10 protein-coding genes and 1 tRNA gene are annotated in these 14,060 nt (G+C 57.4%); 9 read left to right on the forward strand and 2 right to left on the reverse strand.

Going from position 1 to position 14,060, the window contains the following annotated elements; genetic code table 11:
- The first annotated feature begins 43 nt into the window (after nucleotides 1-43).
- Genes EL361_RS07540 through EL361_RS07550 form a run of 3 tightly spaced genes read left to right on the forward strand, consistent with a single transcriptional unit; the run spans nucleotide 44 to nucleotide 3,266 of the window.
- Nucleotides 44-2,692, forward strand: coding sequence for an intermembrane phospholipid transport YdbH family protein (locus tag EL361_RS07540; protein WP_126378163.1), 2,649 nt, complete (start codon nucleotides 44-46; stop codon nucleotides 2,690-2,692).
- 10 nt (nucleotides 2,693-2,702) lie between these two features.
- Nucleotides 2,703-2,891, forward strand: coding sequence for a YnbE family lipoprotein (locus tag EL361_RS07545; RefSeq protein WP_126378165.1), 189 nt, complete (start codon nucleotides 2,703-2,705; stop codon nucleotides 2,889-2,891).
- Between the two features lie 15 nt (nucleotides 2,892-2,906).
- The gene (locus tag EL361_RS07550) at nucleotides 2,907-3,266 is read left to right on the forward strand and encodes a YdbL family probable chaperone protein (protein WP_126378167.1); all 360 of its coding nucleotides are present in this window, start codon (nucleotides 2,907-2,909) and stop codon (nucleotides 3,264-3,266) included.
- Between the two features lie 69 nt (nucleotides 3,267-3,335).
- Here EL361_RS07550 and EL361_RS07555 read toward each other — a convergent pair.
- Nucleotides 3,336-3,412, reverse strand: a tRNA-Arg gene (locus tag EL361_RS07555).
- Nucleotides 3,413-3,607: 195 nt separating this feature from the next.
- Here EL361_RS07555 and EL361_RS07560 point away from each other — a divergent pair.
- The 4 genes from EL361_RS07560 (at nucleotide 3,608) to EL361_RS07575 (ending at nucleotide 8,864) form a co-directional block, all read left to right on the forward strand.
- The gene (locus EL361_RS07560) at nucleotides 3,608-4,171 is read left to right on the forward strand and encodes a UbiX family flavin prenyltransferase (RefSeq protein ID WP_126378169.1); all 564 of its coding nucleotides are present in this window, start codon (nucleotides 3,608-3,610) and stop codon (nucleotides 4,169-4,171) included.
- A gap of 35 nt (nucleotides 4,172-4,206) precedes the next feature.
- Entirely contained in the window at nucleotides 4,207-5,271 is a 1,065-nt protein-coding gene (locus tag EL361_RS07565) for a M20/M25/M40 family metallo-hydrolase (protein WP_126378171.1), read from the forward strand.
- 45 nt (nucleotides 5,272-5,316) lie between these two features.
- On the forward strand, nucleotides 5,317-6,009 hold the full coding sequence (locus tag EL361_RS07570; protein WP_126378173.1) for a metal-dependent hydrolase: 693 nt from the start codon (nucleotides 5,317-5,319) through the stop codon (nucleotides 6,007-6,009).
- Nucleotides 6,010-6,236: 227 nt separating this feature from the next.
- Nucleotides 6,237-8,864, forward strand: a complete 2,628-nt coding sequence (locus EL361_RS07575) for a diguanylate cyclase (RefSeq protein ID WP_126378175.1) — start codon at nucleotides 6,237-6,239, stop codon at nucleotides 8,862-8,864.
- Between the two features lie 4 nt (nucleotides 8,865-8,868).
- Here EL361_RS07575 and uvrC read toward each other — a convergent pair whose 3' ends face one another.
- Nucleotides 8,869-10,698, reverse strand: a complete 1,830-nt coding sequence (gene uvrC, locus EL361_RS07580) for an excinuclease ABC subunit UvrC (RefSeq protein WP_126378177.1) — start codon at nucleotides 10,696-10,698, stop codon at nucleotides 8,869-8,871.
- Nucleotides 10,699-11,157: 459 nt separating this feature from the next.
- Between uvrC and EL361_RS07585 the strand changes: the two genes are divergently transcribed.
- Together EL361_RS07585 and hisD are read left to right on the forward strand one after the other, a co-directional pair.
- A complete protein-coding gene (locus tag EL361_RS07585) occupies nucleotides 11,158-12,480 on the forward strand; it encodes an outer membrane homotrimeric porin (protein WP_126378179.1) in 1,323 nt (440 codons plus the stop codon).
- Between the two features lie 175 nt (nucleotides 12,481-12,655).
- Nucleotides 12,656-13,960: a histidinol dehydrogenase gene (gene hisD / locus EL361_RS07590; protein WP_126378181.1), complete on the forward strand. Its 1,305-nt coding sequence runs from the start codon at nucleotides 12,656-12,658 to the stop codon at nucleotides 13,958-13,960.
- The last annotated feature ends 100 nt before the right edge of the window (nucleotides 13,961-14,060 follow it).

Consider the following 14,060-nt stretch of genomic DNA (forward strand, 5'->3'; position numbering starts at 1 on the left):
CTCAGGCATCTCGGGATATAGATACGTGGACATAGAAACTGCCATGAATCGTACAATCATTAAATATACAACCACAGCCCTGGCTGTTCTGATCACCTTGGTTCTGCTGGGGTGGTTCGTGCTGTTACCCGTCGTCCTGACCGGAATCCTGCCCGGGTTGGTCAATGACGCCCAGGAGGTCGTTGAGTTGCGCTCCTGCTCCGTGCGCATGGTGGGCCTGAGCGAAACCAGTCTGCATGGTGTGGTGCTCTCCGTGCCAGGGGTGGCCGAGTTGGAAATCGGCCAGATGGACGTCACTTATTCTCTTGCCGGATTGCGGAACGGGCGAATCGGGGATGTGCGCATCGCGGACGTCCGGCTGGAGCTGGCTCCGTCTCTGGACCAGCCTGTAAAGACCAACACCCCGGACAGGGCCGCCACGGAAGGCGCACTCCCGGCCTTGCCTCCTCTGAATCGAATAGTGATCTCCAGTGGGATGCTGCATCTCCCGCTAGGGCAGGAGGTCCATGCCATCCCCTTTTCCCTGGAGTTCACCACAGCCTCGGATCGAAGCGGTGGCAAGCTCGCTCTGCTGGCGGCCCCCATGGGAGCAACCCTGAGCGCCAAGGCCAGCCTGCAACTCGGAGCATATCCAGGCGTAACACCCTCCGACGCTGCGCCGGGTGTCACCATGAGCATAAACCTGAAGGGGCTCGCCCTACAGCAACTGCTCCCCTTGCTGAGCAGTTCCTCCTCCGACCTGACCTTGCACGGGCAGACCACGGCCTCGGCCGATGGCAGCTACAACCTGAGCACGGGAAAATTTCGGCTGGGGCAATTCACCCTCTCCATCGATTCCCCGGTCATCCTCGAAAAGGGAAAGGTCCTGGCCTCAGGACAGGGCCTGCAAGCCTCGCTGCACCAGGATGCAAAAGATGGTTTCCCATTCACGCTGGAGATGCTGCCCCTGCATGGTTTTGGAGCATCCACCGGACTACGGGCCCAAGGACGAGTGCAGACCGGTGACGCCACATCACTGGAGGCCGACTACACCCTCGAGCAGCATGGGGACGAATTCCCGGTCAAGGCACTATTGAGCGGCGCACTCCGGGCCAGTCAGGAGACAGACAACTGGACCGCCAGCACGATTGGCGACATCCAAGGGGCATTTCGATCGGGCGAAGACAAGGTGCTCATGGACAATGCAACTTACGCCCTGAACGCACGAGGTCGTGGCGATGACGGCACTCTGGACTGGGGGCTGTTCCTGCCCCCGCAACAGCTGACCAAGGCCGGAATTGATCTGAAAACCGAAGCGCTGCGCGCCTCGGGCACCCTGTCCGGTTCCCTCTCCTCATCCATCACGGGCACCGTGCAGGGCATCCTGCCAAAGGTTCGATTATCTTCAGACGGCATCGAGGCCCGGGCGGACTTCAATCTGCGTGGCACCGTGCGCGCTCTGCCCGAGCCAGAAGCGGCGATCACTCTCATAGGGCGCAACATCTCCATCAAGACTCCCCAGGCGCAAGTATCCAAGGGCACTCTCACCCTGCCGCTGGCCTACCCGCCAACCAAGGCAAACAAAGGCACCCTGAGCATCCCCGTCATCAAAGCCATGGATCGCCAATGGGGGCAACTGCAACTGGACGTCCGTCAGGATCGTCAGTCGGTACTTCTGGATGGAGCCTACCTGGGAGCCCTGCTGCCAGGACTGCGAGCCGAAATCTCAGCACGAATCAACCCCGTCTCCATTCCGCTCTTCGAGGCCAGCGCCAAGGTGGACGGTTACGCGTTGCCCCCCGGATTCGAGCTGGTCACACTCACCCCGGAGCTGACCAACATCACCGGTTCAGGCACTCTCTCGGCTCAGACCAAAATGCGCTATGGCCCCAGCGGGCTGGTGGCGACCGGGCAAGCCCAGATCACCAATGGAATCATTGAAGACATCAAACGCGATGCCCGCATCAGTGGGATCAATGCGTCCCTGAACATGCCGAATCTGCTGGAACTGCAAAGCGCCCCGCTGCAACGCCTGGCCTTTGATCAAGTGAGCTACAAGGACATCAGCATCAACGATGGACACTTGCTGTTCCAGTTGAACGGGAGCAAAGAGACCATCATCGAAGGGGTCCGCTTCCGCTGGCTCGGCGGCTTGATTCAGTCCTTGCCTCTGCGGCTCACCCCCGATCAGACCGATTACGAACTGACGCTGTATTGCTCGGACTTGAGCATCACCCAGCTTCTGAGCCAGTTGGGATTTGCCCAGGCCAGCGGCGAGGGTAAAATCAGTGGCAAGATTCCTGTCAGGATCAAGGATGGACAAGTCACCTTTGACGAGGCCGAACTCCAGTCCTCCCCCGAAGAAGGTGGCCGGATTATGGTCGAACAAGCGGATTCGCTGCTGAGTGGAGTCCCGCCCGGCAGCCCGCAGTATGTGCAGATGAAAATTGCCAGCGAGGCCTTGAAGTCCTTCGAGTACAAATGGGCCAAGGTCACAGCCACCTCCGAGGGCGAAACCCTGAAGGTTCAGTTGCAACTTGACGGGCAGCCCGCAGAAAACTTACCTTTCGAATATTCAGAAGACTATGGACTGGTTGAACTGAAAACAGCAGGTCAGGGCATGAAGTTTCAGGGAATACGCCTGGATGTGAACTTCAATCTGCCCTTGGACAGAATGCTCCGCCTGCGTAAATTATTCAGCAAGGAGCAGTAAGGGGAACCACATGAGGCACAAGCTTGTTGCACCAGCCATCCTGGCGGCCATACTCATGGCGCTGGGGGCCTGCTCCACAAAGCACCAGATCGAGGTCAAGCCCGTGGAGGTCAAACCCATCCACATCACCATTGACGTTAACGTCAAGGTGGACCGGGCATTGGATGATTTCTTCTCTGACATTGATGAAGCCCAATAGAGAGCGGAGCGAAATATGAAAAAATTGATCAGCACTGCCGCCCTGATTGTACTGGCCATAGCCCTGTGTTCCGGCGTGGCCCATGCCGGTAACCTCAAGGAACAAATGAAGGCAAGGGTCCCGCAAATCAACGCCCTGAAGGCCGAACAGGCCATCGGCGAGAATAACAAGGGGTTCCTGGAAGCCTTGAAGGACAAAGCCGGCCCCCTTGTTGCGGCAGAGAACAAGGACCGCAAGGCCGTGTATGCCGCCATTGCCAAGAAGAACGGTGTGGACCCCCTCTTTGTGGGTGAGCGCCGCGCCGCCAAGCTCCGCAAGCTGGCAACCCCCGGAGAAATGCTCCAGGCACCCGATGGCACCTGGTACAAGAAATGATCTGATGGGCGAATCATTCTAGCAAAGAAAAGGGGCTTACGATGAAAATCGTAAGCCCCTTAAAATTTGTGGTGGGCAATGCAGGATTCGAACCTGCGGCCTCTAGCTCCGGAGGCTAGCGCTCTATCCAACTGAGCTAATTGCCCACAAAGGAGTGATTGTCTATGCCTGCGGGACGCGATTTGTCAAGATATATCCCCGCTCCCACACAGCCCTCGTGATGACCAGTGCCCTGGTCCATCGGGCCGTTTTCACTCCATCTGAATCATCCTCCCCGGCCCTTGTTCTTGTCAAGGAGTTCGGGCCAATGCTAGTCTGGATTTTTACGCAAAGGAGCAATTATGTCGGACACCAAGCGCATCCTGCTCGCCGTCACCGGCGCCAGCGGCATGCCCTACGCAGCCACTCTGGCCCGCACCCTGGGCCAGATGCCACATATCGAACTGCATATGATCATTTCCAACGCCGCACGCAAAGTCATGGCCCTGGAAGGCGATGAACAGGACATGGACACGCACGCCCATCGCATCCACGACCAGGCCAACATCGGTGCCCCCCCGGCCAGTGGCTCATGGCAACACGACGGCATGGTGGTCTGCCCCTGCTCCATGGCCTCGCTGGCGGCCATTGCCTCAGGCCTTGGCTCGAACCTCATCCACCGCGCCGCAGATGTGACCCTCAAGGAACAACGCCCTCTGATCCTCGTCGCACGCGAAACGCCGCTGTCACGCATCCATCTGGAAAACATGCTCCGCGCCGACAGTGCAGGCGCCACCATTGTCCCGGCCTGCCCCGGCTTCTACCATGGCCCGCAATCCATCCAGGAACTGGTAGACCACCTCTGTGCCCGCATTCTGGACCAACTGCGCCTGCCCCACACCCTGTCCAAACGCTGGGAAGGCTGACCCGACAACAGCTCCGGCCAAGGCCTACCCAAACCATGCACCACGCCCAACCTCACCTGCACTCGTTTGTCACATCGACAATCACGGCGGGCTTTCGCATCGCCCTCTTACTGGGCGCCCTGTTCCTGACTCTGCCCCGCCCCCTCTGGGCCGGGCAGCATTGGGACAAGCCTGCGGTCACGGCAAACCTGAAGGCACATGTCATGGCATTGGCTTCGGACATCGGCGAACGCAACATGGATGCCCCTGACAACTACCAACGTGCGAGCGCCTATATCACGGGGCAACTCACCGCAGCGGGCGTATCCTTTGAGCATCTGCGTCCCATTCCGGATTATCCATCCCCGCCCATCATCGTGGCGAACTTTGGACCAAACTCCGTTTCCACACCGACCAATTTCGCGTCATCACCGCGCAAAGCCGCCCCAACTCCGAACACTGCCGGAGCCACCAACAACACGTCATCCAGGATCGGCCCTGCCCTGTTGCTCTGCGCCCACTACGACACGGTGCCCGAGGCCCCCGGTGCCAACGACAACGCCTCCGGGGTTGCCGTACTTCTGGAACTGGCTCGCCTTCTGAAGGCATCACCACCGCGCACTGACGTACAAATTGCGTTTTTCCCCAACGAGGAAGAACCTTATTTCATGACCCCCGCCAGCGGAAGCGTGCAGTATGCCCAACACCTCTCACGGCAAGGAGCACTGCCAGACCGCGTCGTGGCCGTGGATTCCGTGGGCTGGACAGGCAAGGATGCAGGATGGCGAACCTTCCTGCGCTTTTCCGGAGGCAACCTCACGGTGGGGGCACGCCCAGCAGACCGGGCATTGGCCGAGACTTTGACCATGGCCCTGAACAACGCCACGGACACCGAGGCCGTCGTGACCAAAGACGGTGCCTTCTGGATCGACAAGTCCGACCACGCCCCGTTCGCAGCCCAGGGATGCGAGGCCGTACTGCTCACCGCACCGGGTACGCTGGCATACCCATGTCTGCACAAGCCCTGTGACACTGCCGAGAAACTGGATTATAACACCATGGAACGCACCGTGAGCGGACTTCTGGAGTTCACCACGCAACATCCTTCAAACCCGCGCTGAGAATCGCCCCCAGCGATCACCACAAGGCAAATAAGGAGAAGAGCCATGCCCGACACCCTGACCTGGTACGGACACGCCAACTTCCGAATCGATACGGACGACGCAACCATCCTCGTGGACCCGTTCTTCGAGGGCAATCCGTCCGCCCCTGTGCCCAGTGCCGAGATCACCACCTGCGACGCCGTGCTGTTGACTCACGATCACGGCGACCACGTGGGCTCCAGCGTGGAGATCTGCAAGACCACCGGGGCGCAACTGGTGGCCATCGTCGGCACGGCGGGCAAAATTCAGGAAGCCGGGGTTCCAGCTGCTCAAATCGCCAACGGCATCGGCATCAACATTGGCGGAACCATCGAAATCGCAGGCATCAAAATCACCATGACCCAGGCCTTTCACTCCTCGGACAGCGGCCTTGCAACTGGCTACATCCTGACCCTGCCCAGCGGTGTGACCATCTATCATGCGGGCGACACCGGCATCTTCGGTAGCATGGAACAATGGGGACAATTGTACGACATCGACTACGCCCTGCTGCCCATCGGCGGCGTGTTCACCATGGATGCCCGTCAAGCGGCGCTGGCCTGCAAGCTACTCGGCTGCGCCAAGGCCGTGCCCATGCACTGGGGCACCTTCCCAGTGCTGGAGCAGAACACCTCGGCCTTTGCCGGGGCACTTGCCGAGTACGCCCCGAGCAGCAAACTTGTTGCCATGGACATCGGCACCCCACTGACGTTGTAAGAACACTTCATTTCCAGATAACACCGACAGTTCGACAATCAACGCCGGAGGCCAACGGGTCTCCGGCGTTTTTCATGAGTTGAATCCAGAAAGAGAAGCACCACATCTCGGGCACTACAACACAGTCCCGTTCAAGAGTTTCTCATCTCTGATTGCACGCAACAAATAGCTGAGTTACCATTATAGAATCCTGAAAACCGAACTCATAAACGACATCTGGTATCCTTATGCTAAACGGAAAGCTGCCTCTCGCCAAAAAGCACTCCATTCAATTCAAACTGCTCTACGGGTTCGCTCTGGCATTTGTTCTTACCATTGGTCTGGGCAACGCCATTCTATACCTGATCATCAGAGATACCATTGAAGTAAGCATTGAAACCGAACTCCGAAACACCACAAAAGGCATTCTGGACATGGTGCAAACTGCAACCGATGTCGCCATCAAAAACCACCTGCGTGCTGTCGCAGAAAAAAACAAGGAAATCGTCAAGCATTTCTATCAGAAACAACTCAACGGCGAATTGAGTGAGAACGAGGCAAAAAACAAGGCCGCAGACATCCTCGAGAGTCAGGTCATAGGGACCACAGGTTATATCTATTGCATCGATTCAAGTGGAATAACCAAGGTCCACCCACACAAGGAGCTGGTCGGCACAGATTTGTCCGGCAACATATTCATTCAACAGCAAATGGCTAAAAAAGAAGGGTACATCGAGTACACATGGGCCAATCCAGGAGAACAATCTCCCCGCCCCAAAGCCCTATACATGACCACTTTCAGGCCATGGGATTGGATCATTGCCGCCAGCTCCTATCGCGATGAATTCAAAGAGCTGTTCAGCACCGACGACTTCAAGGAGCACATCCTTTCCATCACGTTCGGCAAAACAGGTTATCCGTACGTCATAGACAGCAAGGGAAACCTGATCATCCACCCTCAACTCGAAGGGACCAACATCTATGATTCCAGGGATTCGTCCGGGCGAATGTTCATCAAGGAACTCTGCACCCTGAAAAATGGGAAAATCATCTATCCCTGGCAAAACCCCGGAGAACTGGAACCCAGGGAAAAACTCGTCATCTTCAACTACATCAGTGAGTTGGATTGGATCGTCGCCTCGTCCAGCTATCTCGAAGAATTCTACGAACCCCTCAGGACAATTGGCTACACAAGCTTCGGAATGGTCGTATTTTCACTGATTCTGATCATTCCCATCACCTGGTGGCTCAGCTCCTCCATCACCCGCCCCATTCATTCATTGATCACCAGTTTTGCGCACGGGGCTGAGGGCGATTATTCCAGCAGGCTGAATGTAAAGGACAGTGGCGAAATCGGACAATTGGCGGCGTATTACAACAGATTCATGGAGCAACTCCATACATCCTGCAAGGAACGCGACACTTCAGAGAAAAAATACCGGGGCATTTTTGAACACACAATCGAGGGTGTATTCCAGACCACGATTGATGGCCGGTTTATCAGCGCCAACCCGTCGATGGCCAAAATACTTGGTTATAAGGATGAGCACTCCCTGCTCAAGCAAGTCCAAAACACTAGACATCAGATATACGTCAGCCCGGAAGATCGAGACTCGCTTGTTCAAACGTTGCAGGAAGAAGGCAGAATCATCAATTTCGAAACCCGCTTCCGACGCACCGATGACACGATCATCTGGGTGTCCATCAACGCCCGTATCGTTCGGGATTCCCAAGGGGACACCAAATACATCGAAGGACTGATTTCAGACATCACTCAGCGCAAGGAGTCCAACGAGGCCCTGAGGCGAGCCAAACAGGAATTGGAGCAACGAGTGGAAGAACGCACCACCGAGTTGTCCAACTGGATCAATGAGCTTGAGAGTAGAGACGCACAACGCAGCCAGTTACAGAAAATGGGGCAGATGATTCAGCTTTGCCACAAGGTTGAGGAAACCTACCCCATCATCCTCAGTTTTCTATCCAACCTGTTCCCAGGGGACGACATCTCATTCTATATCTTTGACGAAAAATCGACCTCCTTGAACCTGGTTTCTCCCAACAGCAGCAGGCCTTCCTTCAGCACAGACCAATGCTGGGCACTGAGACAGGGCAAACCCTATCTCGTCGATTTCGAAAATCGTCTCCCGACATGCCATCACCTGAATGTGGACCCAGCTCATGAATACTCATGCACTCCCCTCATCGCTCAAAGCGAACTCATCGGCCTGCTGCACATTGCGTTCGACACTCCAGGCCCCAAGGGCAACCAGACAAAAGCTCAGCTAGCAGCAAGGATCGCAGACAATCTGGCGCTGGCGCTGGCCAACATCAGACTCCGGGAAACACTCCGCCAGCAAACCATTCAGGACCCACTCACAGGCCTGTACAACCGCCGGTTCATGGATGAGATCATTGCCACAGAGGTGTCACGCACCATACGACGCAAAAGAACTTTCGGCATTCTCATGATCGATATCGATCACTTCAAGCAGGTCAACGACACGCACGGACATGACATCGGAGACATGGTCCTGCGGGAACTTGGTGGCTATTTATTGGATAACGTCAGGGCAGAAGACGTCCCCTGCCGCTTTGGGGGAGAAGAATTCGCCATTATCATCAATGAGGTCGACCAGAAGACGCTTCTGGGCAAGGCGACAGAAATCTGCCGGGGCATCTCCGAATTAATAACGGTTCCCACCAAGAAGGAAAGACTGCGCATCACGGTTTCAATTGGGGCGGCGCTGTTCCCCGACCACGGCGACACAGCGGAGGATGTCCTCAAAGCCGCTGATCTGGCGCTCTATCAGGCCAAGGAACAGGGGCGGAATCGTGTCGTCGTGGCCGTGCAAGACGCAGCCCCAGGCTCACGCTAGGCCTTCAGTTCCCACCGCCCAGGCTTTGCAATGCCTGATGGACCTTTTCTGCCCGTTTCTTGCCCAGCCCACTGACCCCGAGCAAATCCTTCAGGCTTGCCGCGCGCATGGCTTCCAGGGACCCAAAGGAATCCCACAACAAGCGGGCAGTCTTGGGTCCGATTCCTGGCAGGCTCTCCAATTCGCTGGAGATCATGGTCTTCTTACGACTCTTGCGCTGACGACCAATGATGAATCGGTGGGCTTCGTCGCGCACCCGCTGCAAGAACAACAACTCCGGGCTTCCGGGTTTGAGAGGTAGCGGATTGCTCCTGGCGGGCAAAAAGATCCGATCCGTCAGCGCTCCGGCACGGCGATCCGGACCCGATCCGTCGCCTATGGACTTGGCGATACCCGCCAAGGGAAATTCATCCAATGCACCGGCCTGCTCCAGCCCGGCAGACACAGCCGCGATCTGCCCACGTCCGCCATCGATCAGCAACAGATCCGGCCAAGGTGGCCCGGCCTCGGCGCGTCGTCTGGCCCAATCCGCCAACGCGGCATAATCATCGCCGCTCCCCTCAAGCTCGGGAAAGGTGTAGGTCCGGTAATCGTCCCTGAACGGAACACCACCCTCGAACACGACCAGTCCGGCTCGCATCCCCTTGCCTCCCAGATGCGACACGTCCACGCATTCCACGCGGTGCGGCTCTGCGGACAGGTGCAGCGCTCGCTTCAAACGTTCGGGAACGTCCTGTCCGGCTGCGGCTTCGGGTCTGGCCTGTGCGGCATTGGCACGCGCCATATCCAGAATCTGCTTTTCCGGCCCACCGCGTGGCACTCCCAGACGCACAGGACCACCTCGGCGTTCAGCCAGCGCGCTCTCCAGAGTTTCGGCATCATCCAGCGCCCAGGGCAACAGCAACCGCTCCGGGATGAAGCGGGAAGCCCAGTAATACTGAGTCAAAAATCCGGAGACGGCTTCGGGTGCGTCCTCGAGCCCCAACCCGGGAAAGTGATAGGACCGCCCATCCAATAGCCGCCCCTGGCGCACAAAAAGCAGCCCAAGGCCAAGGCCACCGCGCCCCTCGGCCACGGCCAACACATCCAGATCAACTGGCTTGGGCAACACGACGGCCTGTCGCTCCACCGTGGCCTCAATGGCGCGTATCTGATCGCGAAACTCGGCGGCGCGCTCAAATTCCATCTGTTGCGAAGCGTCCTGCATCTCGCGGGTCAACTGCCCGACAACATCCCCGGCGCGTCCGGCCAGAAACATCTCCACCCGTCGGACCAGCGCGGCATAAGCCTTGGCGTCCGCCAACCCCACACAGGGCGCCAGACATTGCCCGATATGATGATACAGGCAGGGACGAATCCGATTGGTGAAGGTCCTGTCCCCGCACTTACGGAGCGGAAAGGCCTTGCCCAATACCTTCCAGGTTCTGCGAGCAGCAAGGCTGGACGTGAAGGGGCCATAATAGACACTCCCGTCGCGCACCACCCGACGGGTCATGGTCAGGCGCGGGTAGTCATGGGCCTTGGTCAGCCGGAACAGGACATAGGATTTATCGTCGCGCAGCACGATATTGTAGCGCGGACGATGCTTCTTGATGAGGCTTGCTTCCAGCAGCAGAGCTTCCTTTTCGGTGGCGGTGGAAAGGGTTTCGATACGTGCAATCCGCGCCACGAGCATCCTGGTCTTGGGGGTATGGCGCTCCATGGACCTAAAATACGAAGCCAACCGTTTGACCAGACTCTTGGCCTTGCCCACATAGATGACCCGCCCCTTGGCATCGTGCATCAGATACACGCCCGGGCCTTTGGGGTAGTCCCCACTCTTGAAATCGAACATGCCACTCAAGTAGTACCACACCGTCACAGAGGCAACCCCATCCCACGGAATCATCCGGGGATAAGAACACCTCCATTAACATTATAATAAGTCTATAGCCCTGTTCCGTGTTGCAGTCGTAAACTTCCGAATTTAGCCGTCAAGGATTTTGAACCCAAGACAAGATGAAAAGTTTAGACTTTCTTTAACCTTTGGAATGGACACAACAACTATCGACTCCACAGAAGGTAGAGAATAAAACATCAATATTTTCATGCAGTTACCAACAAAACACTCCGCCCACCCTCATAAGTACAAGTATTTTGACGGTAAAAAAATTTTTACCCCAGTCAAAAAAACGCCGTTTTTCCCTTGATTCACCGTTTGAATGGGGTTAGACCTCTACCTGAACGGGATATTTCCGTTCGGCGTCAGGTTAGGGTTTTCTTTTTTTATCGTAAACGAAGGATGGATATCATCATGAAACGCATTCTTGTTATGGCTCTGGTTGCCTGCTTCGTGCTGGGCGCCGCTATGGCCAACGCAAAAGAGATGCAGTTCTCTGCTTCTTTCGAGCATTCCCTGCAGTGGACTGACAACACCGACCTCCAGGACGGCAAAACTGACGGCGCCAACGAGGACGACTTCTCGGCTCTGCAGCGTGTCCGCATGTACTTCCAGTACGTGACCTCCGAAGACCTCCGCGCTGTCGTGGGCTTCGAGTATGACACCACTTGGGGCGTTGTTGACTCCCAGGTTGAAGGCTCCGGTGGTTCCATCGGCACTGACGGTGGTGAGATCGAGCTGAAGCATGCTTACACCGACTTTAAGACCGGCCCCGTGGCTTGGCGTGTTGGTCTGCAGGGCGTTGCTTGGCCTTCCGCTGTTGCTGGTAACCCCATTGCTGACAACGACGTTGCCGCTATCGTGGGTTCCTACGCTTTCAACGAGAACGTCTCCCTGGTTGCCGGTTTCACTCGCCTCTACACCGATGAAGACGGCCAGAACAAGGGTGACATTGACGCCCTGACTGCCATCCTGCCCATCGCCATGGACGGCTACTCCGTGACCCCTTACGTCATCTACGCCATGGTTGGCCAGGATGCCGCTGCTGCTGCTGGCCTGGCTGGCATCACCAACGAAGCTGGTATCACCGCTCCTGCTGATTCGCTGACCGCTCTGTGGCTCGGCGCTGCAGTTGAAGTGTCCGCTTTCGATCCCATCACCTTCGGCCTGGACCTCGCTTACGGTTCCGTGGACGCTGAAGAAGAGAACAACGACCGTTCCGGTTGGTTCGCTGCTGGTATCGTTTCCTACAAGATGGACATGGTTACTCCTTCTCTGGCCGTCGTGTACGGCTCCGGTGACGACGACGACACCACCAACGGTTCCGAGACCATGCCTTACCTTGACTCCGCTACCGCCATCACCCACTTCGGTATGGACGGCGCTGCTCACAACCTGGCAGGCAACGTCCTGACCGATCGTCACGACTTCATGGCTGTTGCTCTGATCCTTGACGACATCTCCTTCGTTGAGAGCCTGACCCACCGCTTCGTGCTGATGTACGGTCAGGGTACCTCCGACGAGAACATGGCTGACCAGGCCGGCACCGTGCTGACCGAGAAGGACACCTTCTGGGAAGTCAACTTCGACAGCACCTACCAGCTCTACGAAAACCTCGCCCTGTCCGCCAAGTTGGGCTACGTTTCCGTGGATCGTGACGAAGACACCTGGGCTGCTGCTACCGAAGAGACCGACGCCGCTACCAAGATGGCTGTCACTCTGACCTACAGCTTCTAAGACCGCTTAGAACAACCTGACGCCTTTTCGGCCGGGACCTTCGGGTCCCGGCCTTTTTTTATCCCAGTGCCCGCGACTCGACTTTTTTCCCGTCCTCCTCTATTCTGCCTGCCTTTCCATCAGAAACGATCACTCCCCTCATTGCTGAGGGTTGCTGCCCATAAGGAGAGCCTCCATGCCCTGCCCCGAACTGCCCTATTCCGGCCCCCAGGATTGGGCCACCCTCCAAAATCGCCTTGCCGGACGGGATGCCCCCGGTGCCAACGTGGATGCTACAGTAACCGATATCCTGAATGACGTGCGCGAGCGCGGTGATCAGGCATTGGTGGATTATGGTCGCAAATTCGACTGCAAGACCCTGACGACTGATACACTCAAGGTCTCCCCACAGGAATTCGAAGCCGCCATGGCGGAGATTCCAGCGGCGGACATGGAGATACTGGCCGAAGCCGCTGCCAATATTCGGGATTATCATGAACGCCAGCGCGAGAACTCCTGGTGGACCACCAAGGACGACGGCACCATCCTCGGGCAGATGGTCACCCCCGTCGACCGTGTCGGTCTTTATGTTCCCGGCGGTCAGGGCGGGCAGGTTCCGCTCATCTCCAGCCTGCTGATGAACGCCATTCCCGCACAGGTGGCTGGGGTTCGTGAAATCCAGCTGACCACACCGCCACGCCCGGATGGAAGTCTGAACCCGTACCTTCTCGCCACGGCAAAGTTGCTGGGGCTGAGTGAACTTTTCCGCGCAGGCAGCGCCTGGGCCATTGCCGCCCTGGCCTATGGCACCGCGTCCGTGAAAGCAGTGGATGTCATTGCCGGTCCGGGCAACATCTTTGTGACCACCGCCAAACGCCTGCTCATGGGCAAGGTAGGCATCGACATGATCGCCGGGCCCAGCGAAATCGCCATCATCGCCGACGAGAGCGCCAACCCGGCCTGGTTGGCGGCAGACATGCTCTCCCAGGCCGAGCACGACCCACTGGCCTCCTCCATTCTTGCCACCACCGACCCGAAACTGGCCCAGGCGGTCCGGGCCGAACTGGAGCAACAGACCGTAGAGCTTCCGCGTGCGGAAGTAGCCCGAAAATCCCTGAGTGACTGGGGCGCCATCCTGCTCTGCCCGGATCTGGACGCCGCCGTGGACTGCATCAACCGGCTGGCTCCCGAGCACCTGGAGCTGGCCGTGGCCGATCCCTGGGCCTTGCTGGGCAAGATACGCCATGCCGGAGCCATTTTTATGGGACACACGGCTCCCGAACCTGTGGGGGATTACTTTGCAGGCCCCAACCACGTTCTGCCGACGCTGTCCACGGCGCGATTCTCTTCTGCCCTGTCCGTGCAGACCTTCGTCAAAAAGTCCAGTGTTGTAGCGACCTCCCCGGCATTTGTTCAGGCTCATGCTGACAAGATTGCCCGACTGGCGCGTCTGGAAGGATTGGAAGCCCACGCCCGCAGCGTTGAGAAACGAAAGAGTTAAATAGTCTTACAGCTCTTGCGACACTAGCGTTTCACCCTTGCAAGTCTGCACAACATTTTTTGAGCGAAAAGCCCCTCTTTCAAAACAATCGTTTTTACAG

The organism is Desulfovibrio ferrophilus (assembly GCF_003966735.1).
Classification (GTDB): domain Bacteria; phylum Desulfobacterota; class Desulfovibrionia; order Desulfovibrionales; family Desulfovibrionaceae; genus Desulfovibrio_Q; species Desulfovibrio_Q ferrophilus.

Coding starts and splice junctions, on each gene's coding strand:
- EL361_RS07575 (WP_126378175.1), top strand. CDS start 6,237: ATGCTAAACGGAAAGCTGCCTCTCGCCAAAAAGCACTCCATTCAATTC.
- hisD (WP_126378181.1), top strand. CDS start 12,656: ATGCCCTGCCCCGAACTGCCCTATTCCGGCCCCCAGGATTGGGCCACC.
- EL361_RS07585 (WP_126378179.1), top strand. CDS start 11,158: ATGAAACGCATTCTTGTTATGGCTCTGGTTGCCTGCTTCGTGCTGGGC.
- EL361_RS07560 (WP_126378169.1), top strand. CDS start 3,608: ATGTCGGACACCAAGCGCATCCTGCTCGCCGTCACCGGCGCCAGCGGC.
- EL361_RS07550 (WP_126378167.1), top strand. CDS start 2,907: ATGAAAAAATTGATCAGCACTGCCGCCCTGATTGTACTGGCCATAGCC.
- EL361_RS07570 (WP_126378173.1), top strand. CDS start 5,317: ATGCCCGACACCCTGACCTGGTACGGACACGCCAACTTCCGAATCGAT.
- EL361_RS07540 (WP_126378163.1), top strand. CDS start 44: ATGAATCGTACAATCATTAAATATACAACCACAGCCCTGGCTGTTCTG.
- EL361_RS07545 (WP_126378165.1), top strand. CDS start 2,703: ATGAGGCACAAGCTTGTTGCACCAGCCATCCTGGCGGCCATACTCATG.
- EL361_RS07565 (WP_126378171.1), top strand. CDS start 4,207: ATGCACCACGCCCAACCTCACCTGCACTCGTTTGTCACATCGACAATC.
- uvrC (WP_126378177.1), bottom strand. CDS start 10,698: ATGTTCGATTTCAAGAGTGGGGACTACCCCAAAGGCCCGGGCGTGTAT.